Source organism: Pseudomonas sp. ABC1, assembly GCF_013395055.1.
In the GTDB taxonomy this organism is placed as follows: domain Bacteria; phylum Pseudomonadota; class Gammaproteobacteria; order Pseudomonadales; family Pseudomonadaceae; genus Stutzerimonas.
This window is the reverse complement of the sequence record NZ_CP058349.1, coordinates 1,610,001-1,636,540: the sequence shown is the minus strand read 5'-3', so window position 1 is coordinate 1,636,540 and position 26,540 is coordinate 1,610,001. Positions and strand designations below refer to the sequence as shown.

The window sequence follows — 26,540 nt, the reverse complement described above, 5'->3', positions numbered from 1 at the left end:
TAGTTATGGTTATGCCTGCGGTGGCAGGTCGCCGTAAGCGCGGACTTGCCTGGTGCGCATGCGCTGGCAGGCAAGGGCGTTACGGCAGGTGATGGATCAGAAGCGGTAGCCGACTTCCAGCCAGAACTGGCGACCGGTTTCGTACACCATGGCATCGGTGATGTTGCTGCGGTCGCTGACGGTCTTGCTGTCGAGCAGGTTGAACACATCCAGGTTGACGAACAGCGCCTGCTCCCGGGCTGTCGGCAGCTCCCAGCCGATGCGTATGTCCCAGCTCAGCGTGGGCGAGTATTTTTCTGTCGCATAGACGCGGTCGCCATTGACGGTCTGGAAGGGATATGTGCGCTCGACTCGCTCGAAGCCCGCGCGATAACGCCAGAAGTTGCTCAGGCTGATATTCCAGTCCGGTATTTCCGTAATGCTGGTCAGGCGCACGGTCCAGTCGCGGTTGTAGTCGTCCGGGGGAAGCTGGCTGATATGGATGCGCTTGCCTTCGAAGTAGACGTAGCGGTCTTCGTAGTCGTCATCGTAGGTGGTGTGGTTGGTCTCATGATCGCGCCAGTCCAGGGCCAGTTGGACGCTGTTGCGCGTGCCTTGCCAGTCCAGGCTGTGCAAGGGGGTGACGGTGAGGGTCCAGGTCTCTGTGTCGCTCCAGCCATTGTTGGTGTAGATCTCGTAGCTGCTGCTCAGGCTCGGGTCGCTGCTGGTCGGGCCTGGTTCGTTGATGATCTGGTCGCGACCCCGGCGGTTGACGTACTTGAGTGCGAACTCCAGTGATTGCCACTGCTGGGTGACCCCCAGCGTCCATTCGTCATCGTAGGGGATGTCGAGGGTATTGAAGCGAGTGGTGTTGAGCTGTGGTGTGGTGGTCCAGGCTGCATTTTGGTTGGTGCGGGTGTAGCGGCTCTGCAATGTGTTGCGGCCATCACGCAGCTTCCAGGCAGCGGCACTACGCCCGTAGTAGCGGTTGGCGCCAGCAATCAGACGGGTGCTGGCATCGCCGAACAGGTCGTATTCCACTGCCAGGCGCGGCGCCAGGGTGGTCTTGTCCATGTAGTCATCGCCATCGAGGCGCAGGCCAGGACGCACGCTGAGGCGGGCGATGCTCATGTCGTCCTGCAGGTACAAGGCCCAGCGGTCGAGGCTGAAGTCGATCTCGCCTGGCCGGTATTCGCTGATCTGCCGGACATACTGATTCAGGCCGCTCTGGCCATAGCAGTAGGTGCTGCCGCCAAGGCTCTGGGCAGATGTGCAATTGCCGCTACCCAGTGTACTCAAGACATAGGTGCGTGAATTGCTCAGGCGCTCATAGTTGATCTGCTGGCGCTGGTAGTCGAGGCCGCTCTGCAGGGTGTGGCGCGCACCCAGTGCGTTGAAGCTGTTCCAGTGGATATCCAGTTTGTACTGGAGGCTGTCCTGACGCTGTTCGATGTCGCCGTAGCCACCCTCCATCGCGCTGGTGACGCCCCAGTTGCGTTCGCTGCTCTTGACCCAGTTCCACCAGTCGTCGGCATCCGAGTCACGGGAGTTTTCCAGGCGGCTCAGGCCCAGCGCGTGTTCGAAGCGGGCGATGTCGGTCTGGTGATTGGCCTTCAGGTTGAACTGCGTGCCGCCCGACTCGACGGTGTAGCCGGTGTCGAGTGCGTTGTCACGGTAATAGCTGGCTTCCTCTGGTGCGAGGGTCAGGCTGGCCTCCAGGTCGAGTCGGTCGTTTACCGTCCAGACGCCTTTGAGGAACAGGTTCTCGATCTTGCGTTTCTGATCCTGCTGAGTGGCCTGGTAGCCGGTTCTGCCCTGGTTGTTATACGAAAACATATCGACGGGTATGGTCGAGGTCTTCTGGCTGAAGCTGGCCAGCAAGCCGAAATCGTCGGTCAGGTGGCCTTCCAGCGTGCTGCGCAGAACCAACTTCTTGAAGTCCGGTTGGTAGGAACTGGTGCTGGAGCTGGAGGATTCGAATTGCGCCTCTTCGTCGTCGTCGACGTGGAAGCGTGTCCAGGACGAGCGTGTCATCTGTGCCGAGAAACGGCCATGGAAGTCCTTGCTCGGTCGCCGGGTCGCGGCCTCGATCACGCCGCCGTTGAAGCCGCCATAGGCTGCAGAGACATTGCTGTCGAGCACCTTGATGTTGTCCAGCAGGTCGGTATCCAGTGCCAGGCCCTGGCTCCGCCCCGGCACAGAATCCGCCTGGTTGTGTGCCTGTATCGCCGGGTCGAGGTCGTTGTTCATATTCAGGCCATCGATCAGGAAGGCGTTCTGGTAGAACTTGGCACCGTTGATGCTGACATTGGCCGGCGTGATCTCGCCGGGCGTGCGGCTGCTCAACTGGTCATTGCCGAACTGCACGTTGGGGTGGAGTTTCAGGACACTGGTCAGGTCACCGTTGCCGGACGGCAGTTTGCGGAAGGTGTCGCGGACGATCACCGTCTCGCCCTGTTGTGAAAGTCCGCTGGAGACCTGGATGTTCTCCAGCGCCACGGGTTCCCCGTCAGCCTGCTCCAGGGTCAGCAGCCCCGGCTCGCTTTCCTTCCAGTACAACCCACTACCCGACAGCAGATGCTGCAGGGCCTCGCTACCGCTGTATTCGCCATGCAGTGGCTGTGCCGCCTTGCCGCGCAGGAGCTGGCTGTCCACGCTGATCTGGATACCGGCCTGCTGGCCGAAATGGATCAATGCGTCGGCCAGCGGTTGCGCTTCGATATCGAAGGCATGGACCTGCTGCAAGGATGAGGCGAACGCCGAGCCGGTCAGCAGCAGGGCGAGCGTGGTGGCGTTGAGCAGCGCCAGGGCCTTGTGGCGGTGAGCGCGGGGGCGCTTGGAGGGCTTTGGCACGAACGATTCCCCTTTGTCTTTTAATGGCAGATGCAAGCGCAAATCGCTTGCGTCGGACAAAGACGGAGATCGCTGGGAAATTTTCAGAAAATATTCGCATGCAGGTCAGGCAAGGCAATGCCTGTCCTGCAACCTGCGGCGTGGCTACCGCAAAGGTTATTTCTGGTCGATGACCAGTACGTAGGGCGACCAGTTGTGGACCGTGCCGCCATGGGGCGTGACCAGGGCTTGCAGCGCCGTCCTGGGATCGCTCAGGTCATAGAGCCCGGTCACGCGGCGGTTCGCCAGTTCGGGGGCACGCAGGATGATCCAGCCGGGATAGTGCTGGCGAACCTGTTCCAGCAACTCCTCGATGCTCTGGTCCCGGGCGATCAACTGGTCGTTGCGCCAGGCGGCGATCTGCGTCGGGGGGAGGGTGTCGAGCTGGGCCAGGCCGCTCTGGCGGTCGAGCCGCCAGCGTTGACCCTTGCCCAGCCCGGCAGTGCCGGCCTGGCTGTCCACGCGTACCGAGCCGTGGGCCACGGCGACTTCCAGGTAGTGCGGCCCGAGGCCGACGGAGAAGCCTGTACCGGTCACCGTCACCTGCTGCCCGGCGGCCAGCACGGTGAAGCTGCGGGTGTCCTTCTTCACTTCGAAGAACGCATCGCCGCGCAGCAGTTCGAGACGTCGTTGCTGTTCGTCGAAATACAGTTCGACGGCCGCGCCACCTCTCAGCCACAGCTGGCTGCCGTCTTCCAGCGCCATATGCCGGGCCGGGCCAGACGGGGCTTGAATGTCCGCCTGTGGGCGCAGCAGGAAAATGATGCCGGCCAGCAGCAGGCAAGCGGCCAGCGCCAGCGGCCGGCGCCAGCGGTTCTGGCGCCGAGGGGCGGTTGTCGTCGTGGGCGACGGCCAGTGCGTGGCGGTCGTCGCCGGCAGTGCGCCACTCAAGGCCCAGACCCGCTGCGCCTTGCGCCAGGCCCGGGCATGCTCCGGCGCGGCTTGCTGCCACGCCTCGCACTCCGTGCGCAGGCGTTGGTCCGCCGGTGCGGCCTGCAGGCGCAGCAACCAGTCGAGCGCGCTGTCGGTCAGGGGGTCATTCATCGGCATGTCTGTCGGCGCAGGGTGGATGGGGTATCTCGTTCACAGGGCGACAATGGTACATCACTCCACCTCGTCATCCAGGCAGGCTGCGCAGTGCGCGAGGGCGCTGTGCACCAGTTGGTGGGCCAGGCCGACGGAAATATCCAGGTGGGCGGCGATCTGCTGCAAGGTGTGCCCGCCCAGGCGATGCATCTCGAACGCGATGCGGGTGCGCATCGGCAGCCTTTCCAGTGCTTCGGCGATCAGGCGCAGTTCGTCCTGCTGGCAGACCTGCTGTTCCGGGGAGGGTGTGCTGGCGACCAGGCCCACGATGGTCGCCTGCGGGTCGTCGGTTCCTGGCGTCTTGTTCGTCTGGCGAAGCTGGTCCAGCGCCAGGTTGCGGACGATACGGTACAAGTAGGCCTGTGGCTGATTCAGGGGTTCGTGGCTGGCCTGGCTGAAGCGCAGCCAGGCTTCCTGCACCACCTCTTCGGCCTGCGCGCGGCAGCCCGTGATGGGCGTGGCGTAGTCCACCAGCGCGGCACGGTGCGTCAGATAGAGTTGAAGTTTCTGGGCTTGCTCGTCCACGGATGGCGTCTGGCTGGGGAGGTCCGGCGGCGGGCGATGCTAGCTCAAATATAGAATCATTATCAATTCTCGTTTATAGGTTCATGACAAGTGAAGCGGTGCTTGAAATGGGCCATGGGAGTCGCGCAAAGTGCACGCCTGCAAAATGCCCTGCCATTCACCCGAGAGCCTTCCATGCCCAACGAGCTCACTGCCGAGCAGATCCAGAAAGTCCTGCAGGGCATCAGCGTACCGCCGCAACCACAGATAATGGTCGACCTGCAGATGGAGCAGGTCATGCCCAGCCCGGACCTGAGGAACATCGCCCGCCTGATCAGCCAGGACCCAGGGCTCTCCGGCGCGCTGCTGAAGATCGTCAACTCGCCCTATTTCGGCCTGGCCAACAAGGTCGGTTCGATCCAGCGGGCCGTCAACCTGCTGGGCAGCGACTCGGTGATCAACATGATCAACGCGCTGTCGATCAGAAGCGAAATGAGCGACAGCACCATCGTCACCCTCAACCGCTTCTGGGACACCGCGCAGGATGTCGCCATGACTTGCCTGACACTGGCCCGGCGTATCGGCTGCGAAGGGGTGGACGAGGCCTATACCCTGGGGCTGTTCCACAACTGCGGCATCCCACTGATGCTCAAGCGTTTTCCGAACTATATGGAGGTGCTGGAGGAGTCCTATGCCTGCGCCGACGAAGGTGTGCGCATCGTCGATACGGAAAACCGGCTGCTCAACACCAACCATGCGGTGGTGGGCTATTTCACCGCCAAGTCGTGGAATCTGCCGCGCCATCTGTGCGAGGCCATCGCCAACCACCACAACGCGCTGTCGATCTTCCAGGACGAAAGCGCGCGCGATGCGCAGCTCAAGAACCTGCTGGCGATCCTGAAAATGGCCGAGCACATCTGCAAGTGCTACCGGGTGCTGGGCAATCAGAAGGAAGACCATGAGTGGCTGGCCATCGAGGCTCTGGTGCTGGATTACGTCGGGTTGACCGAGTACGACTTCCAGTTGCTGCGCGAGAATATTCGCGAGCTGGGTGTTGCCTGATCGGCGTCGCCGGAGCCGCGTGGCGTTTTCGCCGGGCGGGGCGGTTGCGGTCGGGCCGGACACTCCCTAAGCTCGCCAGCCGTCCGCCTGTCTTTTACCGAGGAATGCCATGAGTCTCAGCGAAGCCCGTTTCCACGACCTGATCGATGCCGCACAGGAAGCCGTCGAGGATGCGTTCGACGACAGCGGATTGGATGTCGATCTGGAAAACTCCGGCGGCGTACTGACCGTGCGCTTCGATAACGGCAGCCAACTGATCCTCAGCCGCCAGGCGCCGCTGTTGCAGTTGTGGGTGGCGGCCCGTTCAGGCGGCTTTCACTTCGACTACGACGAGTCCGAGCAGGCCTGGGTCTGCGATACCAGCGGCGAGCGCCTGGGTGACCTGTTGAGCCGCGCCACCCTCGAACAGGGTGGGGAAAGCGTGGAATTCGAAGACCTCTGAGCCTGGAGTAGAACCTAGCCATGCCGGAACTCCCGGAAGTCGAAACCACCCGCCGCGGTATCGAGCCGCATCTGGTCGGCCAGCGCGTCGAGCGTGTCATCGTGCGCGAGCGGCGTCTGCGCTGGCCGATTCCCGAAGACCTGGATGTGCGCTTGTCCGGCCAGCGGATCGAACGTGTCGAGCGGCGCGCCAAGTACCTGTTGATCGGTGCCGAGGCCGGTACGCTGATCGCACACCTGGGGATGTCCGGCAGCCTTCGGCTGGTGCCGGGTGACCTGCCGCCAGCGCGGCATGAGCATGTCGATCTGTTGCTGGAGTCCGGCCTGGCGCTGCGCTACACCGACCCACGGCGCTTCGGCGCGCTGCTCTGGAGCCTCGATCCGGCCCATCATGAACTGCTGGTGCGGCTCGGTCCGGAACCGCTGAGCGATGCCTTCGACGGCGACCGGCTGTTCCAGGCGTCCCGTGGGCGCAGCATGGCGATCAAGCCGTTCATCATGGACAACGCAGTGGTGGTCGGCGTGGGCAATATCTATGCGAGCGAGGCGCTGTTCGCCGCCGGTATCGACCCCAATCGCGCTGCCGGTACGGTTTCGCGGGCGCGCTACCTGAAGCTCGGCGCCGAGATCAAGCGCGTGCTGGCGCATGCTATCGAGCGTGGCGGCACCACCCTGCGCGATTTCGTTGGTGGCGATGGCAAGCCTGGCTACTTCCAGCAGGAACTGTTCGTCTACGGCCGTGGCGGGCAACCCTGCAAGTGCTGTGGCAGTACCCTGCGCGAAGTCCGACTGGGGCAGCGCTCCAGCGTCTATTGCCCACGCTGCCAAAGCTGAGTCCGGTCCGCGCCTCGAGGCTTGTATTACACTCTGCGCCGGCACAAGGCCGGCATAGGTATTCAATGAATCTGCTCAAGTCGCTGGCTGCTGTCAGCTCGCTGACGATGTTGTCCCGTGTACTGGGGTTCGTCCGCGATACCATCATCGCCCGCATCTTCGGCGCGGGCGTTGCGTCCGACGCCTTCGTGGTCGCCTTCAAATTGCCCAACCTGTTGCGGCGTATCTTTGCCGAGGGCGCATTTTCCCAGGCGTTCGTGCCGATCCTGGCCGAGTACAAGGCGCAGCAGGGGGAGGAGGCGACACGCACGTTCCTGGCCTATGTCAGTGGTTTGCTGACCCTGGTGCTGGCGCTGGTCACACTGATCGGTATCCTGGCGGCGCCCTGGATCGTCTGGATTTCCGCGCCGGGCTTCGCTGACGAAGTCGAGCGTTTCGAGCTGACTGTCGATCTGCTGCGGGTGACCTTTCCCTACATCCTGCTGATCTCGCTGTCTTCGCTGAGCGGGGCGGTGCTCAATACCTGGAACCGTTTCTCGGTGCCGGCCTTCGTGCCGACCTTGCTGAACATCAGCATGATCGTCTTCGCGCTGTTCCTGGCGCCGTACTTCGACCCGCCGATCATGGCGCTGGGTTGGGCGGTGCTGATGGGCGGCGTGCTGCAACTGTGCTGGCAACTGCCGCACCTGAAGAAGATCGGCATGCTCGTGCTGCCGCGCCTGAACTGGCGCGATACGGGCGTCTGGCGGGTACTCAAGCTCATGGCGCCGGCGATCTTCGGTGTGTCGGTCAGTCAGATTTCGCTGATCATCAACACCATCTTCGCCTCGTTCCTGGTCGCCGGCTCTGTGTCCTGGATGTACTACGCCGACCGCCTGATGGAACTGCCGTCAGGGGTGCTGGGCGTCGCGCTGGGGACCATCCTGCTGCCGGCGCTGTCGCGCACCCATGCACTGGCGGACCACACCGAGTATTCGCGGCTGCTCGACTGGGGGCTGCGCCTGTGCTTCCTGTTGGTGCTGCCCAGTGCCGTGGCGCTGGCGGTGCTGGCCGAGCCGTTGACGGTGGCGCTGTTCCAGTACGGCAAGTTCACCGCCCACGATGCGCTGATGACCCAGCAGGCGCTGATTGCCTACTCCGTGGGGTTGCTGGGGATCATCCTGGTGAAGATCCTGGCGCCGGGCTTCTACGCGCGCCAGGACATACGCACGCCGGTGAAGATCGCACTGGTGACGCTGCTGGTGACGCAGGCGTTGAACCTGTTGCTGATCATCCCATTGGCCCATGCCGGTCTGGCGCTGGCCATCGGGCTGGGCGCCTGCCTGAATGCCGGGCTGTTGTTCTGGCAGTTGCGCAAGGGCGGGCATTACCAGCCCCAGCCGGGCTGGGGGCGATTCTTCGTCAAGCTGCTGCTGGCCGTGATGGCGATGGGTGGAGCGCTGCTGTTGGCCCTGCATTACATGCCGGCCTGGGGCGAGGACGGCATGCTGCTGCGCCTGCTACGCCTTGGCGGCCTGGTGCTGCTGGGGCTGGCAGCCTACTTCGGAAGCCTGGCGCTGCTGGGTTTCCGCCCCCGCGATTTCGCCCGCCGCTCTGTGTAGGGTGCGCCACGCGCACCGAGCGCCGGGTACGCATGGCGCCCCCGGCAGGGCATCCATCAGCGGCGGATACCGCTGATCCTGACCCAGCCATCCTTTTCTGCGGTCGGGTCCAGTTCGAAATACTTGTCATAGGCCGTGCGGACTTCCTCGGCCTGTTCGGCGAGGATGCCCGACAGGGCCAGCTTGCCGCCTGTGCGTATCTGGCTGGCGATCTGGGCGGACAGCGCCACCAGCGGCCCGGCGAGGATATTGGCGACCAGAATATCGGCCTGCTGTTGGGGCAGGTGTTCGGGCAGGTAGACCGGGAAGCGCTCGGCCTCGATACCGTTGCGACCAGCGTTGTCGCGGGAGGCCTCCAGCGCCTGCACGTCGATGTCCGTGCCGACGGCGCGGCGCGCGCCCAGCAGCAGGCTGGCGATGGCGAGGATGCCCGAGCCGCAACCGAAATCGAGCACGTCCAGCCCTTCCAGCTCCTGTCCGTCCAGCCACTCCAGGCACAGGGCCGTGGTCGGATGGGTACCGGTGCCGAAGGCCAGGCCGGGGTCGAGCAGCAGGTTGACCGCGTCGGCGTCCGGTGCCTCATGCCAGCTCGGCACGATCCACAGGCGACGGCCGAAGCGCATGGGCTGGAAGTTGTCCATCCAGCTGCGTTCCCAGTCCTGGTCTTCGATGCGTTCGATCTGGTAGGTCGGCAACGCGCCGCTGGTCAGTACGCTGAGGTGACCGAGCAATGCGACTTCGTCGGTGTCTTCCTCGAACAGTGCCAGCAAGTGGGTGTTGCTCCACAGCGGCGTGGTGCCCAGGTCGGGCTCGAAGATCGGCTGGTCTTCGGCATCCATGAAGGTCACCGACACCGCGCCGGCTTCCAGCAGGGCGTCTTCGTAGACTTCGGCCTGGTCGGGGGTGATGGCAAGGCGGACTTGTAGCCAGGGCATGGGGAGGCTCCCTTGGGGAGCAGCTTCAAGCCGCGGGCTTCAAGCTGCGGGAAAAAAGAAGGGAGCGGCAAGCCGCTCCCCTTCGGGTGTCGCATGATACCGCGTGCAGCTTAGTGCTTATCCATACCCAGTTTCTTTTCCAGGTAGTGGATGTTCACGCCGCCTTCGCAGAACCCTTTGTCGCGGGTCAGGTCGCGATGCAGGGGGATGTTGGTCTTGATACCGTCGACCACGATCTCGTCCAGCGCGTTGCGCATACGGGCCATGGCCTCGTCGCGGGTGGCGCCGTAGGTGATCAGCTTGCCGATCAGCGAGTCGTAGTTCGGCGGAACGCTGTAGCCGCTGTAGAGGTGCGAGTCGACACGCACGCCATTGCCGCCCGGCGCGTGGAAGTGCTTGACCTTGCCTGGGCAAGGCAGGAAGTTCGACGGGTCTTCCGCATTGATGCGGCATTCCAGCGAGTGACCACGGAGAATCACGTCTTCCTGCTTGACCGACAGCGTGTTGCCGGCGGCAATGTTGAGCATTTCCTTGACGATATCGATACCAGTGACCATTTCGGTGACCGGGTGCTCGACCTGTACGCGGGTGTTCATCTCGATGAAGTAGAAGCGGCCATCTTCATAGAGGAACTCGAAGGTGCCGGCGCCGCGATAGCCGATCTCGATGCAGGCATCGACACAGCGCTTCAACACTTCGGCACGGGCCTTCTCGTCGATGAACGGCGCAGGCGCTTCTTCCAGTACCTTCTGGTGACGGCGTTGCAGCGAGCAGTCGCGGTCATAGAGGTGAATGGCATTGCCCTGGCCGTCGGACAGCACCTGGACTTCCACGTGGCGTGGGTTGCCGAGGAATTTTTCCAGGTACACCATCGAGTTGCCGAAGGCCGCGCCGGCCTCGGTACGCGTCAGCTTGGCCGACTTGATCAGGTCTTCTTCCTTGTGCACCACGCGCATGCCGCGGCCACCGCCGCCGCCAGCGGCCTTGATGATGACCGGATAGCCGACTTCGCGGGCGATGCGCAGGGCTTCTTCTTCATTTTCCGGCAACGGGCCGTCGGAGCCGGGAACGGTAGGGACGCCGGCTTTCTTCATGGCGTCCTTGGCCGAGACCTTGTCGCCCATCAGGCGAATGGTGTCGGCTTTCGGGCCGATGAAGACGAAGCCCGAGTTCTCGACCTGTTCGGCGAAATCGGCGTTCTCGGCAAGGAAGCCATAACCCGGGTGGATGGCCGTGGCGCCCGTCACTTCCGCAGCGGCGATGATCGCCGGGATATGCAGATAGGAGCTGGTCGCCACTGCCGGGCCGATGCAGACGGATTCGTCTGCCAGAGACAGGTGCATCAGTTCACGGTCAGCGGTGGAGTGCACCGCGACGGTCTTGATGCCCAGCTCCTTGCAGGCGCGCAGGACGCGCAGGGCGATCTCGCCGCGGTTGGCGATCAGTACTTTTTCCAACATCGCAGGCTCTCCGCGGTTCAAACGATGGTGAACAGCGGCTGGTCGTATTCGACCGGCTGACCATTCTCCACCAGGATGGATTCGATGGTGCCGCTGACTTCGGCCTCGATGTGGTTCATCATTTTCATCGCTTCGACGATGCAGAGGATGTCGCCTTTCTTGACGGTCTGACCGACCTCGGCGAAGTTGGCGGACTCTGGCGACGGTGCACGGTAGAAGGTACCGACCATCGGCGAGCGAACAACGTTACCGTTCAGTTTCGGCGCGGCTGGAGCGGCGTCGGCGCTGGCAGCGGCAGGCGCAGCGGCGACCGGGGCGGGCGCGGCGGGTGCAGGTGCGTAGATCGGCTGCTGGGCAAAGGCCGGTTGCTTGCTGTGACGGCTGATGCGTACGGACTCTTCGCCCTCGTGGATTTCCAGTTCGTCGATACCGGACTCTTCCAGCAGTTCGATCAGTTTCTTGACTTTGCGAATATCCATGAAGCAGTGACTCCCAGGTGAGTGCTATAGGTTTGTGCTGGCTTCCTAGGAAGCAGCGAGTTGTTCCAGGGCGGCCTCCAGAGCCAGGCGGTAGCCGCTGGCGCCAAGACCACAGATCACACCTACCGCCACGTCGGAGAGGTAGGAGTGATGACGGAAAGATTCACGCTTGTGCACGTTTGACAGGTGCACTTCGATGAATGGGATGCTCACGGCCAGCAATGCGTCACGTAATGCAACGCTGGTGTGTGTGAAGGCGGCCGGATTGATCAGGATGAAGTCGACGCCCTCGACATGCGCGGCATGGATACGGTCGATCAGTTCATGCTCGGCGTTCGATTGCAGACAGGACAGCCGGTGGCCGGCATCGCTGGCGCGGCGCTGGAGATCCTGGTTGATCTGTTCGAGTGTGAGTGCACCATAGATGCCCGGCTCGCGGACGCCGAGCATGTTCAGGTTGGGGCCATGTAGAACCAGGATCGTGGCCATGGGTATTCCTTGTTGTTCTGTCGCAGCGGATGCCGAGTGTCGCGAAAAAGATTGAAACTATGCCCGAAGCCTGTACTGACTGTCCAGTCATGCCGTGTTCGCGGTAAATGTCCGCATTATGGCTGGAGATGGCAACAGACCTTAGATGCTGCCGCTGGCCAGCTCCAGGCGCTGGATGAAGCTGTCCAGCTCTATTTCTCCCACCACGCGCGCCTTGTCGATTTCCTCGCCCTTGCGGTCGAAGAACAGCAGGGCCGGCGGCCCGAACAGCTTGTAGCGGTCCAGCAGGGCACGCTGTGCGGCATTGCTCTCGGTGATATCGAAGCGTATCAGCCGGTAACCCTTCAGTCGTTCGATCACCTGCGGTGCGCCAAGGACTTCTCGTTCGATCACCTTGCAACTGATGCACCAGTCCGCATACCAGTCCAGCAGTACCGGTTGCCCGGCACTGCGCGCTGCCGCGAGTTGGGTGTCGAGTTCGCCGGGCGTGGATACTTCATGCCAACTGTCCTGGCTGCTGGTGAGGGCGGCCTGATTCGAGGGCGGCAAAGGACGTAGCGGGTCGGTCGCACCTTGCAGGGCGCCGGTCCAGGCTGCCAGGGCGTAGGCCAGCAAGGCCAGGCCCAGCAACTGCGCGAGTTTCTGGCGAGGCGTCTTGGTGGTCAGCTCCAGAGTGCCGAGGAACAGTGCCGAGCCGGCTGCCAGCGTGCCCCAGAGTGCCAGCGCCAGTGGGCCAGGCACTACGCGTTCGAGCATCCAGATGGCGACGGCCAGCAGCAACACGCCGAAGACATTGCGCACCGCGACCATCCACGCGCCGCTCTTCGGTAGCAAGGCACCGCCGCCGGTGGCGAACAGAATCAGCGGTGTACCCATGCCTATGCCCAGGGCGAAGAGTTTCAGGCCTCCCCCCAGTGCATCGCCGCTGGCACTGATATAGAGAAGCGCACCGGCCAGTGGGGCGGAGACGCACGGCGATACCAGCAGGCTGGAAAGGGTACCGAGCAGGGCCGCGCCAAGAAAGGAGCCGCCCTTGGCCTTGCCCGCGATGTTGTCCAGCCGGCTGCTGAGTGCTTGCGGCAAACGCAGCTCGAACAGGCCGAACATGGCCAGGGCGAACAGGACGAAGAACAGTGCGAACGGCACCAGGACCCAGGCCGATTGCAGGCGTGCCTGCAGGTTCAGTTCGGCGCCGAACAGTCCCATCAGCGCGCCCAGTACGGCAAAGCCGCTGGCCATGGGCAGGACGTAGGCCAGTGCCAGCAGGAAGCTGCGCAGCCCGCCGTTCTGACCACGCAGGACCACGCCCGAGAGAATCGGCAGCATCGGCAGCACGCACGGGGTGAAGGTCAGGCCCAGCCCGGCGAGGAAGAACAGGGCCAGCGATGTCCAGGACAGGCCCGCTTCTGTCTCGTCGGCTGCGGCAGCCGTGAGTTGCAGCGTTTCGGTTTCCGGGGGGTAGCACAGGCCTTTGTCGGCACAGCCCTGGTAGGACACCCGCAGGGTTGCCGGCGGGTTGGCGGGATCTTGCAGAGGAATGGCGATATCGGTGATGCCGTAGTAGACCTCGACGTCCCCGAAATACTCGTCGATCTTGGGTTGGGCCTCGGGCAGGCGTGGCTGGCCCAGCTCGATGCTGTCGTCGCCACTCTGGAAGTGCAGGCGATGCCGATACAGGTAGTAACCCGGTGCGTTGGTGAAACGCAGCAGTACCTGGCCTTCTTCGACGCCGACCAGGCTCAGGCGGAAGGCTTCGCGGACTGGCAGGAAGTCCGCGCTATTGTTCAGGGCGCCGCCCAGGGTAGGGCTGGGGCGGTTATCGAACAGGCCCGCAGCACTGGCGGGCAGGATAAACAGCAGTAGCCACAGGCTCAGCAGTCTGCGCATGGGAGTCTCACCGTTGATGACGGCCACATGATAACCAAGCCGGCCGCAGGGTGCGCGGTTTCAAGTGTCGCGCCCTGGCGGGCTTTGCAACCAGATACTGCCACCTTCTTCGTGGCAGCTTTCCTGTTGCAGGAAGTCGCCGTGGCAGGGGCCGGACACACACTCGCCACTGTCGATGAGAAACAGGGCACCATGGTGGGCGCACTGGATCATGCTGGCGCTCGGGTCGAGAAACCGGTCCGTCTGCCATTCGAGGCGCACGCCCCGGTGAGGGCAGCGGTTCTCGTAGACATAGGCCAGGCCCTTGTGGCGCACCGCCATGAGCGTCCGGCCCATGACCGTGAAACCACGGCCTTGGCCTTCCATCAAGTCTGTCGAGTGGCAGAGCCGGATCATGCGTGGTTTTCCCGGGAGAAGGTTCTGTGGCTGAGCGGTGGATTATCGCGTGGCCGGATAGAGCGATCCAGCCGCTATCGGTTTCATTAAACTGCGGCGCAATCGGTTGACTTTTAAATGCTAGTAATAATCAACTGTGAGGCACGATAAAGCCTGGAGCGATCGAGCGTGCGTATACGAGCATTTTGCTGTGGAGTTGGTCTGTCAGTGCTGGCGCAAGCCGGTGTGGCCCAGGAGGCACAGCCGCAGCGCTGGGTCAGCGCCGGGGGGGCCATCAGCGAGTGGGTCGTGGCGCTGGGAGCCGAACAACGCCTGGTTGGCGTCGACAGTACCAGTCAGCAGCCACCCTCCCTGAAAGCGTTGCCCAGTATCGGCTACCAGCGCCAATTGGCGGCGGAAGGCATCCTGGCGCTGCGCCCAGACCTGCTGGTGGGGAGCGAGGAGATGGGGCCGCCTCCGGTGCTGGCGCAGTTGGGTGCGGCGGGGGTGCGTATCGAACGCCTGTCTGCCGCCGGCGACCTGCCGGCCTTGAAGGGTAACGTGCGGCGCCTGGGTGAACTGCTGGGCGAGCCTGAGCGTGCCGAGGCCGTGTTGGTCGATCTGGACGCCAGGCTGGCGCGCCAGGCGCATTGGCTGCACAGCGCACAGCAGACACAGGCGATTCCCGGTGTGTTGCTGCTGGTTGGGCAAGGTGGGGGCAGTCTGTTGGTGGCGGGCTCTGGAACCTCAGCCGACTGGCTGCTGGAGAATGCAGGCGGGCGCAACCTTGCAGCTCATCCGGGTTACAAGGCGTTCTCCAGCGAGGCGCTGGCAGCTCTCGATCCGCACGTGTTGCTGGTGACCGATCGCAGCCTGCGCGGTGCCGAGGTGCTCAAGGCCATATTGGCGCAGAATCCTGGCCTGGCCTCCAGCCGTGCCGTGCGTGAAGGGCGTGTCCTGGTCGTCGATCCGACCCTGCTGGTCGGTGGGCTGGGGCCTCGGACGCTGGAAACGCTGGGGGCGTGGTCGGCCGCGTTCTACCCACAGCAGCCTCCGCTCGATGATGGGGCTCCATGACTCGCATGCTTTCCGTGCGGACGCTGTTCTGCACACTTGTCGGGCTCTTGTTGATCGCGTTCTGGTTGTCTCTGGCGCTCGGCCCGGTCAGCCTGCCACTGGGCGATACACTGCGTGCCGCTCTGCGCCTGCTCGGTGTACCGCTGGCTTCGCAGGGGCTTGAACAGGCGGAACTGATCCTGGGACAGATTCGCCTGCCGCGTACCCTTCTCGGACTGGCGGTGGGCTCCGTGCTGGCGTTGTCCGGGGTGGCGATGCAGGGGCTGTTCCGTAATCCCCTGGCAGACCCCGGTCTGATCGGGGTTTCCAGCGGTGCTGCGCTGGGCGCTGCCGTTGCCATTGTCGGTGGGGCGTTGCTGGGCGGCATTCCGGCGGCACTGGAGCCTTACGTGCTCTCCGTCTGTGCGTTCGCTGGCGGCCTGGGTGTGACGGCTCTGGTCTATCGATTGGGTCGGCGCGACGGCCAGACCCATGTCGCGACCATGCTGCTGGCGGGGATTGCCCTGACGGCGCTGGCAGGGGCGGCGATTGGTCTGTTCACCTACCTGGCTGACGATGCAACCTTGCGGACCCTGACGTTCTGGAACCTGGGCAGCCTGAATGGCGCCAGTTATGCCCGTCTCTGGCCCTTGTTGCTGGTCACCTTCGCCGTGGCGCTCTGGTTGCCCAGACGGGCCAAGGCGCTCAATGCTCTCTTGCTTGGCGAGTCAGAGGCCCGCCACCTGGGGTTCGAGGTCGAGCAGGTCAAGCGTGAGCTGGTGTTCTGCACGGCCCTGGGCGTGGGTGCGGCGGTCGCTGCCGCAGGCATGATCGGTTTCATCGGCCTTGTGGTGCCCCATCTGGTTCGGCTGCTGGTCGGGCCTGACCACCGTGTGCTGTTGCCCGCGTCGGCGCTGGCAGGGGCCAGCCTGTTGCTGCTGGCCGACTTGCTGGCCAGGTTGCTGCTCGCGCCTGCCGAGCTGCCGATCGGTATCGTCACGGCCTTGCTGGGAGCGCCGTTCTTCCTGTTTCTGCTGCTTAGGGTACGCGCCTGATGTTGAGCGTAGAGGGGCTGCACGTTCGTCGCTCGGGCGAGTCGGTACTGGCCGAGGTCGGTTTCCATTTGTCGGCTGGGGAAATCCTGGGTGTTCTTGGTCCCAATGGGGCCGGTAAAAGCACCTTGCTCGCGGCGCTCTGTGGGGAGCTGCAGCCCCATGAGGGGCATGTCTTGCTGGCAGGCAAGCCCCTCGACGCCTGGGAGGGGGCCGAACGAGCACGGCGGATGGCCGTTCTTCCGCAGATATCGACGCTGAATTTCGGCTTTCGAGTGTATGAGGTCGTCGAGATGGGACGTTTGCCCCATTCCACCGGCAAGCTCATCGACCAGCAGGCGGTGGTAGCTGCGCTTGAGGCTGCGGATGCTACGCACCTGGCGGAGCGCAATTACCTGGCGCTGTCCGGTGGCGAACGGCAGCGCGTGCATCTGGCGCGGGTTCTGGCGCAGCTCTGGCCGGCGGAGGACGGGCGGGTGCTGTTGCTCGATGAGCCAACCTCCATGCTGGACCCGCTGCATCAGCACAGTACGCTGGATTCTGTGCGGAAGTTCTCCCGCAGTGGCGGGGCGGTTCTGGTCATCCTGCATGACCTCAACCTGGCCGCTCGCTACTGCGACCGACTGTTGCTGCTTGCCGGAGGACATGCGCATGTCATCGGTACGCCTGATGAGGTTTTGCAGCCCGCCCCGCTGAAGGAGGTGTTTGGCCTGGATGTCCTGGTGCAACGTCACCCCGAACGAGGCCATCCGTTGATCATCGCTCGTTGAGGAACGCCTATGCGAACCCTGTCGTTTGTCGCTCTGGTTCTGTTGCTGGTCGGTTGCAAGGCATTGCCGCCTCTGCCGCAGTGGCAGGGGACGGAAGGGTTGCAGCACGAAGATGTGGGGTTGATCGTCGACCTGCGTGCGGGGACTGCTCTATCGCCTGAGCAACTGGTCGAGGCCTTGTCGGGTGCCGACCGGATTCTTCTGGGGGAGCAGCATGACAATGCCGACCATCACGCGCTCCAGTTGTGGCTGTTGCAGGCGCTGGAGTCCCGACGAGAGGCTGGAGCGCTATTGCTGGAGATGCTCGAGCCCAGGCAGCAAGGACGTGTCGACAGGCTGCGGGTGCAAACGGACTTGCCGGACGATATTCCCGGTGCGCTCGAGTGGCAGCGCGGTTGGGACTGGTCCTTGTATGGCCCTCTTGTCGTCCACGGCCTGCGGCAGAAGGCGCCCCTGCTGGCGGCCAACCTCGATTCACAGGAGATGCGTGAAATCTACCGTGAAAGCAGGTCCATCACTGGCAAGAAAACCAACGATCCCGAGCTGCACGAGGCACTGAGTCGGCAGCTCAAGGCCTCGCATTGCGGCATGCTGCCGGCCGAGAAGATACCAGCGATGTTGTCGGTGCAACTGCACCGAGACCGGCGCATGGCTGAGGCTCTGCTGGCTGCCCCCGTTCCTGCGGTATTACTGGCGGGTGCCGAGCATGCACGCAAGGATCGGGGTGTGCCTCTGCATCTTGCCGACCTTGGGGATACGGGGCGCATCAGTGTGCTGATTCTGGCCAATGCGGGACGGCGGATTGGCGCCGAGCAGGCCGATTATGTCTGGTACACACCCGCGCCAGCTCGGCAGGACTACTGTGAGCAGATGCGCCAGCACATGAACGCGGCTGGCAAGCCCGGCAGGTAGTGGCTCGACTGTCCACGGTTCGTGAGTGGTTTTAAGATGGTTTTCTGCAGGCAAAAAAAGACCCGGCAAGAGCCGGGTCAAAACCGTGATTAGCCTGATGAGGAGATAACCTGAAAGACCGATGCCTGGCTTTCAGCTTATCGGCTGATCTCGCGACCAGTTGTGGCAATAATAACAATTATCATTAGCTGGTCAAGCTTTTTCTAAATGATTTTGATTTTTATTATTCTCACCGTGCGCGGGGCCTCAGAAACCTGGCAGATGCTGGCGGATATCACTGATCAGGGTGTCGATGCTGGCGGCATCCTGGGTGTCCACGCGGCGGCTCAGGCGCACTTCTTCCTCGTCCAGCGGGGCTCTGGACGCCTGCTGGTCGCGGATCACTGCGAGGGTCGCATCGGATGGATCGTCACTCTCTAGTTGGCGCTGGGCCAGCCATTGTTCGATCACCGCCTCGGGGGCATGGCAGTCGAGGATCAGGAAAGGCACTCCAGTGGCCTGGGCGATCTGTTTGGCAGCCTGTCGCTGCTTATGCTGCAGGTAGGTTGCATCGATGATGACGGGGAAGCCTGCGTGCAGGGCTTCCTCCGCAAGCGCATGCAGGCGCGTGTAGGTCGCCTGGGTGACTTCCGCGCGGTAGATGCCGGTGCCTATGGTTCCGGCATTTTCTGGTTGCTGTTGTCCATTCAGGCGCTTGCGCTCTACGTCCGAACGCAGTCGCAGGGCGCCCAGCGCTTCGACCAGGCGCAGCGCCACCAGGCTTTTGCCGACAGCGGAAACGCCATGGGTGATGGCCAGGAAACGGGACGGGATTGCGCTGTAGCTTTCGGCCAGGTTGGCGTAGCCACGGTATTGGCGAAGGATCACTTTGCGCTGTACAGGGTCTTGTTCCTGGTACAGGCGGAACAGGTTGACCTTGGCGCGCACCAGCGCGCGGTAGGCTTTGTACAGGTTCAGCAGTGGCAGGGCGTCGTAGTCTCCGCTGCGTTCCAGCCAGCCATTGATGAAACGTCGGGCCTGGCATTTCAGGCCGCGATCTTCGAGGTCCATAGCCAGGAAGGCGGCATCCGAGGCGATATCGATCAGGCGGAAGGGCTCATTGAATTCGATGCAGTCGAACAGGACCACCTGGCCATCGATGAGCGTTGCGTTACCCAGATGCAGATCGCCGTGGCATTCGCGCACATAGCCGTTCTGGCAGCGCTGTTGCAGAAGTTCTTGCAGGCGGTTGATGCTGGTTTCTGTCCAGCTTTCCAGCGCATCCAGTTGTTGCAGGTCGGTCGCCTCGGTGAGCAGTGGGCGAATCTGTTCGAAGTTCTGACGCATGGGTGCGACGATTGCTTCAGGGGTGTTGAGGCTATGGCCTGCTTCGATGTGAGGTGTGCTCAGGTGGAAGTCGGCGATCTGCCGGGCCAGAGCATCGATATGGGCATCGGTCAGCTCGCCACGGGATTGCACTTCGGCCAGCAATTGGGACTGGGGAAATTCGCGCATCTGCAAGGCGTATTCGATGGCTTCACCCTCGCCGCCCAGGCAGGGGGCCTCCGGGCTACCGGTGATTGGAATGACCTTCAGGTAGAGGTCGGACGCCAGGCGCTGATTCAGGCGCAGTTCCTCTTCGCAGAAATGCTTGCGTGCGCTCAGTTCGGTAAAGTTCAGGAAGCCGAAATCCGCCGGCTTCTTGATCTTGTAGGCATGGGTTCCTGTCAGGATGACCCAGGAAATATGGGTCTCGATGACCCGGAAACCGGTGGTTGGGTGAGCAAACAGCTCCGGATTCTGCAGTGCGGTTATCAGCGTCTGGCTCACGATCATTCCTTGCGAAATCTTTTGTTGCTGCCGAGGTCTCTGCACGAGCGAGACGCGGTGAAACAATCGGCAGGCCCTGAATGGGCATGGGAGATCATTATGGCCATAGACTGTAGTCCTGCAAACTGCCGAGAGGCCGTCTGCCCGGTAGGGCAAACTGCGTATAATGTGCGCCCATGACTAAAGCACGCTCAAAGAAACCCCGTTCGAAAAAGCCGCAGAGGCGTTCTGGCTCATGGCTTGGCTGGGCTATCAAGCTCGGTGTCGTAGCCTTGGTGATCGTCGCCGGCTTCGCCATTTACCTCGATGCCATCGTCCAGGAGAAATTCTCCGGTAAGCGCTGGACCATCCCGGCCAAGGTCTACGCGCGTCCACTGGAACTGTTCGTCGGGCAGAAACTGTCCCGGCAGGACTTTCTCACCGAGCTGGATGCGCTGGGTTATCGCCGCGAGAACGCCGTGAGCGGTCCGGGCAGCGTTTCCGCCGCGGGCAGCAACGTGGACTTGCACACCCGTGGTTTCCAGTTTTACGAAGGCGTGGAAGAGGCGCGCAGTATCCGCGTTCGCTTCTCCGGCGATTTCGTTGCGGGCCTTGGGCGTACCGATGGCGGTGAGCTGGCCGTTGCCCGGCTGGAGCCTCTGCTGATCGGTGGCCTTTACCCGGCGCACAACGAAGACCGCATCCTTATCAACCTGGATCAGGTTCCGCCCTACCTGGTCGAGACGCTGATGGCGGTCGAGGATCGCGAGTTTCCCCACCATTTCGGCGTGTCGCCCAAGTCCATCGCCCGGGCGGTGTGGGTCAACCTGACATCCGGGCAGGTTCGCCAGGGCGGCAGTACCCTGACCCAGCAGTTGGTGAAGAACTTCTATCTGACCAACGAGCGCAGCCTCACCCGCAAGGCCACCGAAGCGATGATGGCGGTGCTGCTGGAGTTGCATTACGACAAGCCGGAAATACTCGAGGCCTATCTCAACGAGGTGTTCCTCGGTCAGGATGGAAACCGTGCGATTCATGGTTTTGGCCTGGCGAGTCAGTACTTTTTCGGTCAGCCGTTATCGGAGCTCAAACTGCACCAGGTCGCCCTGCTGGTCGGCATGGTCAAGGGGCCGACCTATTACAACCCCAGGCGCCAGTCTGAGCGTGCATTGGAGCGGCGCAACCTGATTCTCGACATGCTGGCCGAACAACAGGTCGTCTCGCCCGAGCAGGCCGAATCGGCGAAGAAGCTGCCGCTGGGGATCACCAGCCGGGGCAGCATGGCCAACAGTTCCTATCCGGCCTTCCTCGATCTGGTCAAGCGTCAGCTACGCCAGGACTATCGCGAGGAAGACCTGACGGAGGAAGGGCTGCGCATTTTCACCAGCTTCGATCCGATCCTGCAGCTCAAGGCGCAGGGGGCGATGAACGACACCTTCAAGCGCTTGGCCGGGCGACCGGACGTGGACAAGGTCGAGGCGGCGATGCTGGTGACCAATCCTGAGACCGGTGAAGTCCAGGCCATGCTGGGCAGTCGCCAGGCGGGCTTTGCCGGGTTCAACCGGGCGCTGGATGCGGTGCGCCCGATCGGTTCGTTGGTGAAGCCGGCCATCTATCTGACAGCGCTGGAAACGCCCAGCCAGTACACCCTGACGACAAGGCTGGAGGACGAGCCGTTTTCGGTCAAAGGTGCTGATGGCCAGGTCTGGCGGCCGCAGAACTATGGGCGCGAAGCACATGGCAGTGTCTTCCTCTATCAGGCCCTTGCGAACTCCTACAACTTGTCCACTGCACGGCTCGGGCTCGACCTGGGCGTGCCCAATGTCATCAAGACCCTCGGGAAGCTGGGCGTCGAGCCGGACTGGCCTGCCTACCCCTCCATGCTACTGGGGGCCGGCGCGATGCGGCCCGTGGAGGTGGCGGATATCTACCAGACCCTGGCCAATGGTGGTTTCAACACGCCATTGCGTGGCATCCGCAATGTGCTGGCCGCCGATGGCGAGCCGCTCAAACGCTATCCCTTCCAGATCCAGCAGCGCTTCGATGCGGGTGCGATCTACCTGACGCAATACGCCATGCGACGTGTCATGACGGAAGGCACGGGGCGTTCCGCCTATAACCAGCTTCCCAAATCACTGGTCCTGGCAGGCAAGACCGGGACGACCAATGATTCACGTGACAGTTGGTTCGCCGGCTTCAGCCAGGACTTGCTCGCGGTGGTCTGGATGGGGCGTGATGACAATGGCAAGACGCCGCTCACCGGTGCCAGCGGTGCCTTGCAGGTCTGGGCGGATTTCATGCGTCGAGCCGATCCGCTGCCCTTGAATATGCCGTTGCCTGACAATGTCGTGATGGTCTGGGTCGATGCCGCTACCGGATTGGGCTCTGCCGAGGGTTGCCCCGGAGTTGTCCAGATACCGTACATCCGGGGTAGCGAGCCCGCTGCAGGTGCTGGCTGCGGTGCGAGTGGCGGCGGGGACGATCCATTGATGGACTGGATTCGAGGCTGGTTGCCGTGAGGCGCCAGCTTTATATGAATGTATCGGGAATGCTCTGAATGAGGTTCGAACAAGTGAGCAAGCGTCGACTGAACGGGCAGTGCTGGGCAATGCTGGCAGCTCTGGTGGTTCTTCAAGGGTGTTCAAGCGTCCGCCATGGCGCCATTCCGGTGGTCGATGCCGGGGCACCCGTGTCGGAAAATGGTATTGCCCGCAATACGTCCTCCGGTGGATATGTGCCGCCAGCTGCTGCAGTACAGGCCCAGGTGCCGCAGCCCGTGGAGCAGGGGGGCGGGGTGACGGTCATGGTGCCTCAGGGCAACTCCGCGCCTTTGACTTTCGCCGCACCTGAAGCCAGTTCAGTGGGCGGTGCCTCGTCAGCGAGCGGTATCTCGACCGGTGGCTGGGTGGCCCCCGCTCCGAGCGTGTCTGCACAGGCGCCCGTGCAACCCACTGGTATTCCCTCCGCATCCGGCAGCCTGTCTGCGGACGAGCGACTGGATGGGCCAGTCCTGGCCCTGCTGACGACCGCGCAGCAGTTGCAGAACAACGGCGATTTCAATGGTGCGGCTTCCAGCCTGGAACGCGCCCAGCGTATAGCGCCGCGCGAGCCGCAGGTGCTCTATCGCCTGGCGCAAGTGCGCCTGGAGCGGGGGGATGCCGTGCAGTCCGAGCAACTGGCGCGACGCGCCTTGAGTTATGCCGGGGATCGTCCTGCCTTGCAGGCCAGTTTATGGGAACTGATCGCCCAGTCCCGTCAGCGCCAGGGCGATGCTGCCGGCGCGGCACAGGCGCGTGAGCGGGCCAAGGTGACGCTCTGATGTCTGCACGCATTCATTCAGTGGCCGAGCAACTCCTGCTGATCGAGCGGGAGTTGCGTGTGCTGTCGCTGTGGAGTGATTCCGTTCCGTCGGAGCATGCGTTGGCGAGTGAGCAGCCGTTCTGCGTCGATACGCTGAGCTTCGAGGAGTGGTTGCAGTGGGTCTTCCTGCCTCGCATGAAGGTCATCGTTGAAGAAGGGCACGCGCTGCCCTCCACCTCCGCGATCAGGGAGATGGGGGAGGTCGTATACGGTGCGCGTCTGACGGAAGTGTCCGCACTGCTGGATGCGCTGGAAGGTTTCGATCGCTTGCTCAGGAGTTGAACGAGCGGCTATCAACGCCTTTATGCGTTTTGGCTCTTTGATTATCACGCCAGACTTGACTTGGCGTGGTCGAATCCGAACAATTCGAGGCTTGTCATCCGGGTTGTCCGCCGCAAGCGGGCCGTTTCGGGCGACAAGCAAGGCGCTACCCGCGCCGATCCGCACTACCCGCAACGCGTTACCTCGCGCTGGGTGGGATGCCCCGCAACGCTCTGGGCCGTCCCAATACTTGCCAACTCAGTGGCTGACGTAGTCGGCGACCATCCGTCGCTCATGCGCTGTCTGGCAGTAAACCTATTCCTGGCTGCTCCGACGCGGGCGGTTATCTGGCGTTTCAGAGGTGAACAACGTGGAACTCTTATCCGGCGCTGAAATGGTCGTCCGCTTCCTGCGCGACGAAGGCGTTAAGTACATCTATGGCTACCCGGGCGGTGCGCTGCTGCACGTCTACGACGCACTGTTCAAAGAAAAAGAACTCGCCCACATCCTGGTCCGCCACGAGCAGGCAGCGACCCACATGGCCGATGGCTATGCGCGTGCCACCGGCAAGGCCGGCGTGGTGCTGGTGACTTCCGGCCCCGGCGCGACCAATGCCATCACCGGCATCGCCACCGCTTACATGGACTCGATTCCGATGGTGGTGCTGTCCGGCCAGGTGCCGAGCAACATGGTCGGCACCGATGCCTTCCAGGAAACCGACATGATCGGTATCTCCCGGCCTATCGTGAAGCACAGCTTCATCATCAAGCACGCCTCAGAGATTCCCGAAGTCCTGAAGAAGGCCTTCTACCTGGCGCAATCCGGTCGTCCCGGCCCGGTCGTGGTGGATATTCCGAAGGATGTCACCAACCCGGCCGAGAAGTTCGAGTACGTCTATCCGAAGAAGGTCAAGCTGCGTTCCTACAGCCCAGCCCTGCGTGGTCACTCCGGGCAGATCCGCAAGGCTGCAGAGCTGTTGCTGTCGGCCAAGCGTCCAGTGCTCTATGCCGGTGGCGGCGTCATCCTCGGTGGTGCGTCCGCACAACTGACCGAGCTGGCGAAGATCCTCAATTTGCCTGTGACCAATACCCTGATGGGGTTGGGCAGCTATCCGGGTACCGATCGCCAGTTCGTCGGCATGCTCGGCATGCACGGCAGCTACACCGCCAACCTGACCATGCACCATGCCGATGTGATTCTGGCCGTCGGTGCGCGTTTCGATGACCGTGTGATCAATGGCGCGGCCAAGTTCTGCCCGAACGCCAAGATCATCCACATCGACATCGACCCGGCATCCATCTCCAAGACCATCAAGGCCGACATCCCGATCGTTGGTCCGGTGGACAGCGTACTGAGCGAGATGGTCGCCATCGTCAAGGAAATCGGCCAGGCGCCCAACGCCGAGACTGTCGCCAGCTGGTGGAAGCAGATCGACGAGTGGCGTGGTAATCGTGGCCTGTTCCCTTATGACAAGGGCGACGGCAGCATCATCAAGCCGCAGACGGTCATCGAGACGCTGTGCGAAGTCACTCGGGGTGAGGCTTTCGTCTCTTCCGATGTTGGTCAGCACCAGATGTTCGCTGCGCAGTACTACAAGTTCGACAAACCGAACCGCTGGCTCAACTCCGGTGGCCTGGGCACCATGGGCTTCGGTTTCCCGGCGGCGATGGGCGCCAAGCTCAACTTCCCGGACGACGATGTCGCCTGCGTAACCGGCGAAGGCAGCATCCAGATGAACATCCAGGAGCTGTCGACCTGCCTGCAGTACGGCTTGCCGGTGAAGATCGTCAACCTGAACAATGGCGCCCTGGGTATGGTTCGCCAGTGGCAGGACATGAACTACGAGAGCCGTCACTCGCACTCCTACATGGAGTCGCTGCCGGATTTCGTCAAGCTGGCCGAAGCCTATGGCCATGTCGGTATCCGCATCACCGATCTGAAAGACCTCAAACCCAAGATGGAAGAGGCCTTTGCCCTGAAAGACCGGTTGGTCTTCCTCGATATCGCGGTGGACACCAACGAGCACGTCTACCCGATGCAGATCAAAGACGGCGCGATGCGTGACATGTGGCTGAGCAAGACGGAGCGGACCTGATCATGAGGCATATCATTTCCCTGTTGCTGGAAAACGAGCCGGGCGCTCTGTCTCGCGTAGTCGGTCTGTTCTCCCAGCGTAACTACAACATCGAAAGCCTGACCGTGGCCCCGACCGAGGACCCGACCCTGTCGCGTCTGACGCTCACCACTGTCGGTGACGATGAAGTGATCGAGCAGATCACCAAGAACCTCAACAAGCTGATCGAAGTGGTCAAGCTGGTCGATCTGTCGGAAAGCGCCCATATCGAGCGTGAACTGATGCTGATCAAGGTCAAGGCGACTGGTGCGCTGCGCGCCGAGGTCAAGCGCACCACGGATATCTTCCGTGGACAGATCGTCGACGTGACGCCCAGCGTCTATACCATCCAACTGGCTGGTACGACCGACAAACTGGACAGCTTCCTCCAGGCCATCGGTGCAACGTCCATCCTCGAAGTCGTGCGCAGTGGTGTCACCGGTATTTCCCGTGGCGACAAGGTTCTGAGCATTTAACCATTCATCCGGACGGCCCCCATCGGGGCCAGCAACCAAGGGTAATTCAATGAAAGTTTTCTACGACAAAGATTGTGACCTCTCCATCATCCAGGGCAAGAAAGTCGCAATCATCGGCTATGGCTCGCAGGGGCATGCCCATGCCTGCAACCTGAAAGACTCCGGTGTAGACGTCACTGTCGGTCTGCGTGCCGGCTCTTCTTCCGTTGCCAAGGCCCAGGCCCATGGCCTGAAAGTCAGCGAAGTCGCTACTGCCGTAGCCGGTGCCGATGTCGTCATGGTCCTGACTCCGGATGAGTTCCAGGGCAAGCTGTACAAGGAAGAGCTGGAGCCGAACCTGAAGAAAGGCGCTACCCTGGCTTTCGCCCACGGCTTCGCCATCCACTACAACCAGGTCGTTCCGCGTGCCGACCTCGACGTGATCATGATCGCGCCGAAAGCTCCGGGTCACACTGTGCGTTCCGAGTTCGTGCGTGGCGGTGGTATCCCTGACCTGATCGCCATCTACCAGGACGCTTCGGGCAATGCCAAGAACGTTGCCCTGTCCTACGCTTCGGGTGTAGGCGGCGGCCGTACCGGCATCATCGAAACCACCTTCAAGGACGAGACCGAAACCGACCTGTTCGGTGAGCAGGCTGTTCTCTGCGGCGGTACCGTCGAGCTGGTCAAGGCCGGTTTCGAAACGCTGGTCGAAGCCGGTTATGCGCCGGAAATGGCCTACTTCGAGT

Annotated in this window: 24 protein-coding genes (1 of these 24 only partly in view); 14 read left to right on the top strand and 10 right to left on the bottom strand. The window is 62.6% G+C overall.

Annotated features, from left to right (window positions below):
- Window positions 1-96 precede the first annotated feature (96 nt).
- From HW090_RS07195 to HW090_RS07185, 3 genes are all read right to left on the bottom strand, one after another.
- A complete protein-coding gene (locus HW090_RS07195) occupies window positions 97-2,832 on the bottom strand; it encodes a TonB-dependent receptor (protein ID WP_179112869.1) in 2,736 nt (911 codons plus the stop codon).
- A gap of 156 nt (window positions 2,833-2,988) precedes the next feature.
- Window positions 2,989-3,915, bottom strand: a complete 927-nt coding sequence (locus HW090_RS07190) for a FecR domain-containing protein (RefSeq protein ID WP_179112868.1) — start codon at window positions 3,913-3,915, stop codon at window positions 2,989-2,991.
- 60 nt (window positions 3,916-3,975) lie between these two features.
- Window positions 3,976-4,482: a sigma-70 family RNA polymerase sigma factor gene (locus tag HW090_RS07185; protein ID WP_179112867.1), complete on the bottom strand. Its 507-nt coding sequence runs from the start codon at window positions 4,480-4,482 to the stop codon at window positions 3,976-3,978.
- A gap of 174 nt (window positions 4,483-4,656) precedes the next feature.
- On the opposite strand from HW090_RS07185, the gene HW090_RS07180 reads away from it, so the two are divergent.
- The 4 genes from HW090_RS07180 to murJ all read left to right on the top strand — a co-directional run bounded on the left by HW090_RS07180 (window position 4,657) and on the right by murJ (window position 8,399).
- A complete protein-coding gene (locus tag HW090_RS07180; protein ID WP_179112866.1) occupies window positions 4,657-5,523 on the top strand; it encodes an HDOD domain-containing protein in 867 nt (288 codons plus the stop codon).
- A 109-nt stretch (window positions 5,524-5,632) separates the two neighbouring features.
- Entirely contained in the window at window positions 5,633-5,965 is a 333-nt protein-coding gene (cyaY, locus tag HW090_RS07175; RefSeq protein ID WP_179112865.1) for an iron donor protein CyaY, read from the top strand.
- Window positions 5,966-5,985: 20 nt separating this feature from the next.
- Window positions 5,986-6,798: a bifunctional DNA-formamidopyrimidine glycosylase/DNA-(apurinic or apyrimidinic site) lyase gene (gene mutM, locus HW090_RS07170; protein WP_179112864.1), complete on the top strand. Its 813-nt coding sequence runs from the start codon at window positions 5,986-5,988 to the stop codon at window positions 6,796-6,798.
- Window positions 6,799-6,863: 65 nt separating this feature from the next.
- Window positions 6,864-8,399 (top strand): murein biosynthesis integral membrane protein MurJ, encoded by a 1,536-nt coding sequence (gene murJ, locus HW090_RS07165; RefSeq protein ID WP_179112863.1) that lies wholly within the window; start codon window positions 6,864-6,866, stop codon window positions 8,397-8,399.
- Window positions 8,400-8,455: 56 nt separating this feature from the next.
- Here murJ and prmA read toward each other — a convergent pair whose 3' ends face one another.
- The 6 genes from prmA to HW090_RS07135 form a co-directional block, all read right to left on the bottom strand.
- A complete protein-coding gene (prmA, locus tag HW090_RS07160; RefSeq protein ID WP_179112862.1) occupies window positions 8,456-9,334 on the bottom strand; it encodes a 50S ribosomal protein L11 methyltransferase in 879 nt (292 codons plus the stop codon).
- 110 nt (window positions 9,335-9,444) lie between these two features.
- A complete protein-coding gene (gene accC, locus HW090_RS07155) occupies window positions 9,445-10,794 on the bottom strand; it encodes an acetyl-CoA carboxylase biotin carboxylase subunit (RefSeq protein ID WP_179112861.1) in 1,350 nt (449 codons plus the stop codon).
- A gap of 17 nt (window positions 10,795-10,811) precedes the next feature.
- Window positions 10,812-11,273, bottom strand: a complete 462-nt coding sequence (accB, locus tag HW090_RS07150; RefSeq protein ID WP_179112860.1) for an acetyl-CoA carboxylase biotin carboxyl carrier protein — start codon at window positions 11,271-11,273, stop codon at window positions 10,812-10,814.
- A 45-nt stretch (window positions 11,274-11,318) separates the two neighbouring features.
- Window positions 11,319-11,762 (bottom strand): type II 3-dehydroquinate dehydratase, encoded by a 444-nt coding sequence (gene aroQ, locus HW090_RS07145; RefSeq protein WP_179112859.1) that lies wholly within the window; start codon window positions 11,760-11,762, stop codon window positions 11,319-11,321.
- A 141-nt stretch (window positions 11,763-11,903) separates the two neighbouring features.
- The gene (locus HW090_RS07140; RefSeq protein WP_179112858.1) at window positions 11,904-13,649 is read right to left on the bottom strand and encodes a protein-disulfide reductase DsbD; all 1,746 of its coding nucleotides are present in this window, start codon (window positions 13,647-13,649) and stop codon (window positions 11,904-11,906) included.
- Window positions 13,650-13,709: 60 nt separating this feature from the next.
- Window positions 13,710-14,045: a Rieske (2Fe-2S) protein gene (locus HW090_RS07135; RefSeq protein ID WP_179112857.1), complete on the bottom strand. Its 336-nt coding sequence runs from the start codon at window positions 14,043-14,045 to the stop codon at window positions 13,710-13,712.
- Window positions 14,046-14,213: 168 nt separating this feature from the next.
- Between HW090_RS07135 and HW090_RS07130 the strand changes: the two genes are divergently transcribed.
- From HW090_RS07130 to HW090_RS07115, 4 genes are read left to right on the top strand one after another with little or no spacing between them, the layout of a single operon-like run.
- On the top strand, window positions 14,214-15,101 hold the full coding sequence (locus HW090_RS07130; protein ID WP_179112856.1) for a hemin ABC transporter substrate-binding protein: 888 nt from the start codon (window positions 14,214-14,216) through the stop codon (window positions 15,099-15,101).
- A 50-nt stretch (window positions 15,102-15,151) separates the two neighbouring features.
- A complete protein-coding gene (locus tag HW090_RS07125) occupies window positions 15,152-16,135 on the top strand; it encodes an iron ABC transporter permease (RefSeq protein WP_179114853.1) in 984 nt (327 codons plus the stop codon).
- Window positions 16,135-16,902: a heme ABC transporter ATP-binding protein gene (locus HW090_RS07120; protein WP_179112855.1), complete on the top strand. Its 768-nt coding sequence runs from the start codon at window positions 16,135-16,137 to the stop codon at window positions 16,900-16,902. The genes HW090_RS07125 and HW090_RS07120 overlap by 1 nt, the downstream gene beginning before the upstream one ends.
- A gap of 9 nt (window positions 16,903-16,911) precedes the next feature.
- The gene (locus HW090_RS07115) at window positions 16,912-17,814 is read left to right on the top strand and encodes a ChaN family lipoprotein (RefSeq protein WP_179112854.1); all 903 of its coding nucleotides are present in this window, start codon (window positions 16,912-16,914) and stop codon (window positions 17,812-17,814) included.
- 246 nt (window positions 17,815-18,060) lie between these two features.
- Here the strand turns inward: HW090_RS07115 and HW090_RS07110 are convergent, their stop codons facing one another.
- Entirely contained in the window at window positions 18,061-19,623 is a 1,563-nt protein-coding gene (locus HW090_RS07110) for a bifunctional aminoglycoside phosphotransferase/ATP-binding protein (protein ID WP_179112853.1), read from the bottom strand.
- A 176-nt stretch (window positions 19,624-19,799) separates the two neighbouring features.
- On the opposite strand from HW090_RS07110, the gene mrcB reads away from it, so the two are divergent.
- From mrcB to ilvC, 6 genes are all read left to right on the top strand, one after another.
- Window positions 19,800-22,121, top strand: a complete 2,322-nt coding sequence (mrcB, locus tag HW090_RS07105) for a penicillin-binding protein 1B (RefSeq protein ID WP_179112852.1) — start codon at window positions 19,800-19,802, stop codon at window positions 22,119-22,121.
- Window positions 22,122-22,159: 38 nt separating this feature from the next.
- On the top strand, window positions 22,160-22,921 hold the full coding sequence (locus HW090_RS07100) for a tetratricopeptide repeat protein (protein WP_218673565.1): 762 nt from the start codon (window positions 22,160-22,162) through the stop codon (window positions 22,919-22,921).
- On the top strand, window positions 22,921-23,244 hold the full coding sequence (locus HW090_RS07095) for a YqcC family protein (protein WP_179112851.1): 324 nt from the start codon (window positions 22,921-22,923) through the stop codon (window positions 23,242-23,244). The genes HW090_RS07100 and HW090_RS07095 overlap by 1 nt, the downstream gene beginning before the upstream one ends.
- 349 nt (window positions 23,245-23,593) lie before the next feature.
- A complete protein-coding gene (locus HW090_RS07090; RefSeq protein WP_179112850.1) occupies window positions 23,594-25,318 on the top strand; it encodes an acetolactate synthase 3 large subunit in 1,725 nt (574 codons plus the stop codon).
- 2 nt (window positions 25,319-25,320) lie between these two features.
- Complete coding sequence (ilvN, locus tag HW090_RS07085) at window positions 25,321-25,812, top strand: acetolactate synthase small subunit (protein WP_179112849.1); 492 nt, start codon at window positions 25,321-25,323, stop codon at window positions 25,810-25,812.
- Window positions 25,813-25,861: 49 nt separating this feature from the next.
- Window positions 25,862-26,540, top strand: partial view of a ketol-acid reductoisomerase gene (gene ilvC / locus HW090_RS07080; protein ID WP_179112848.1) — the 5' portion only. The gene runs 338 nt beyond the window's last position; 679 of the gene's 1,017 nt are visible here — the first part of the coding sequence; its start codon is at window positions 25,862-25,864; the stop codon falls past the right edge of the window.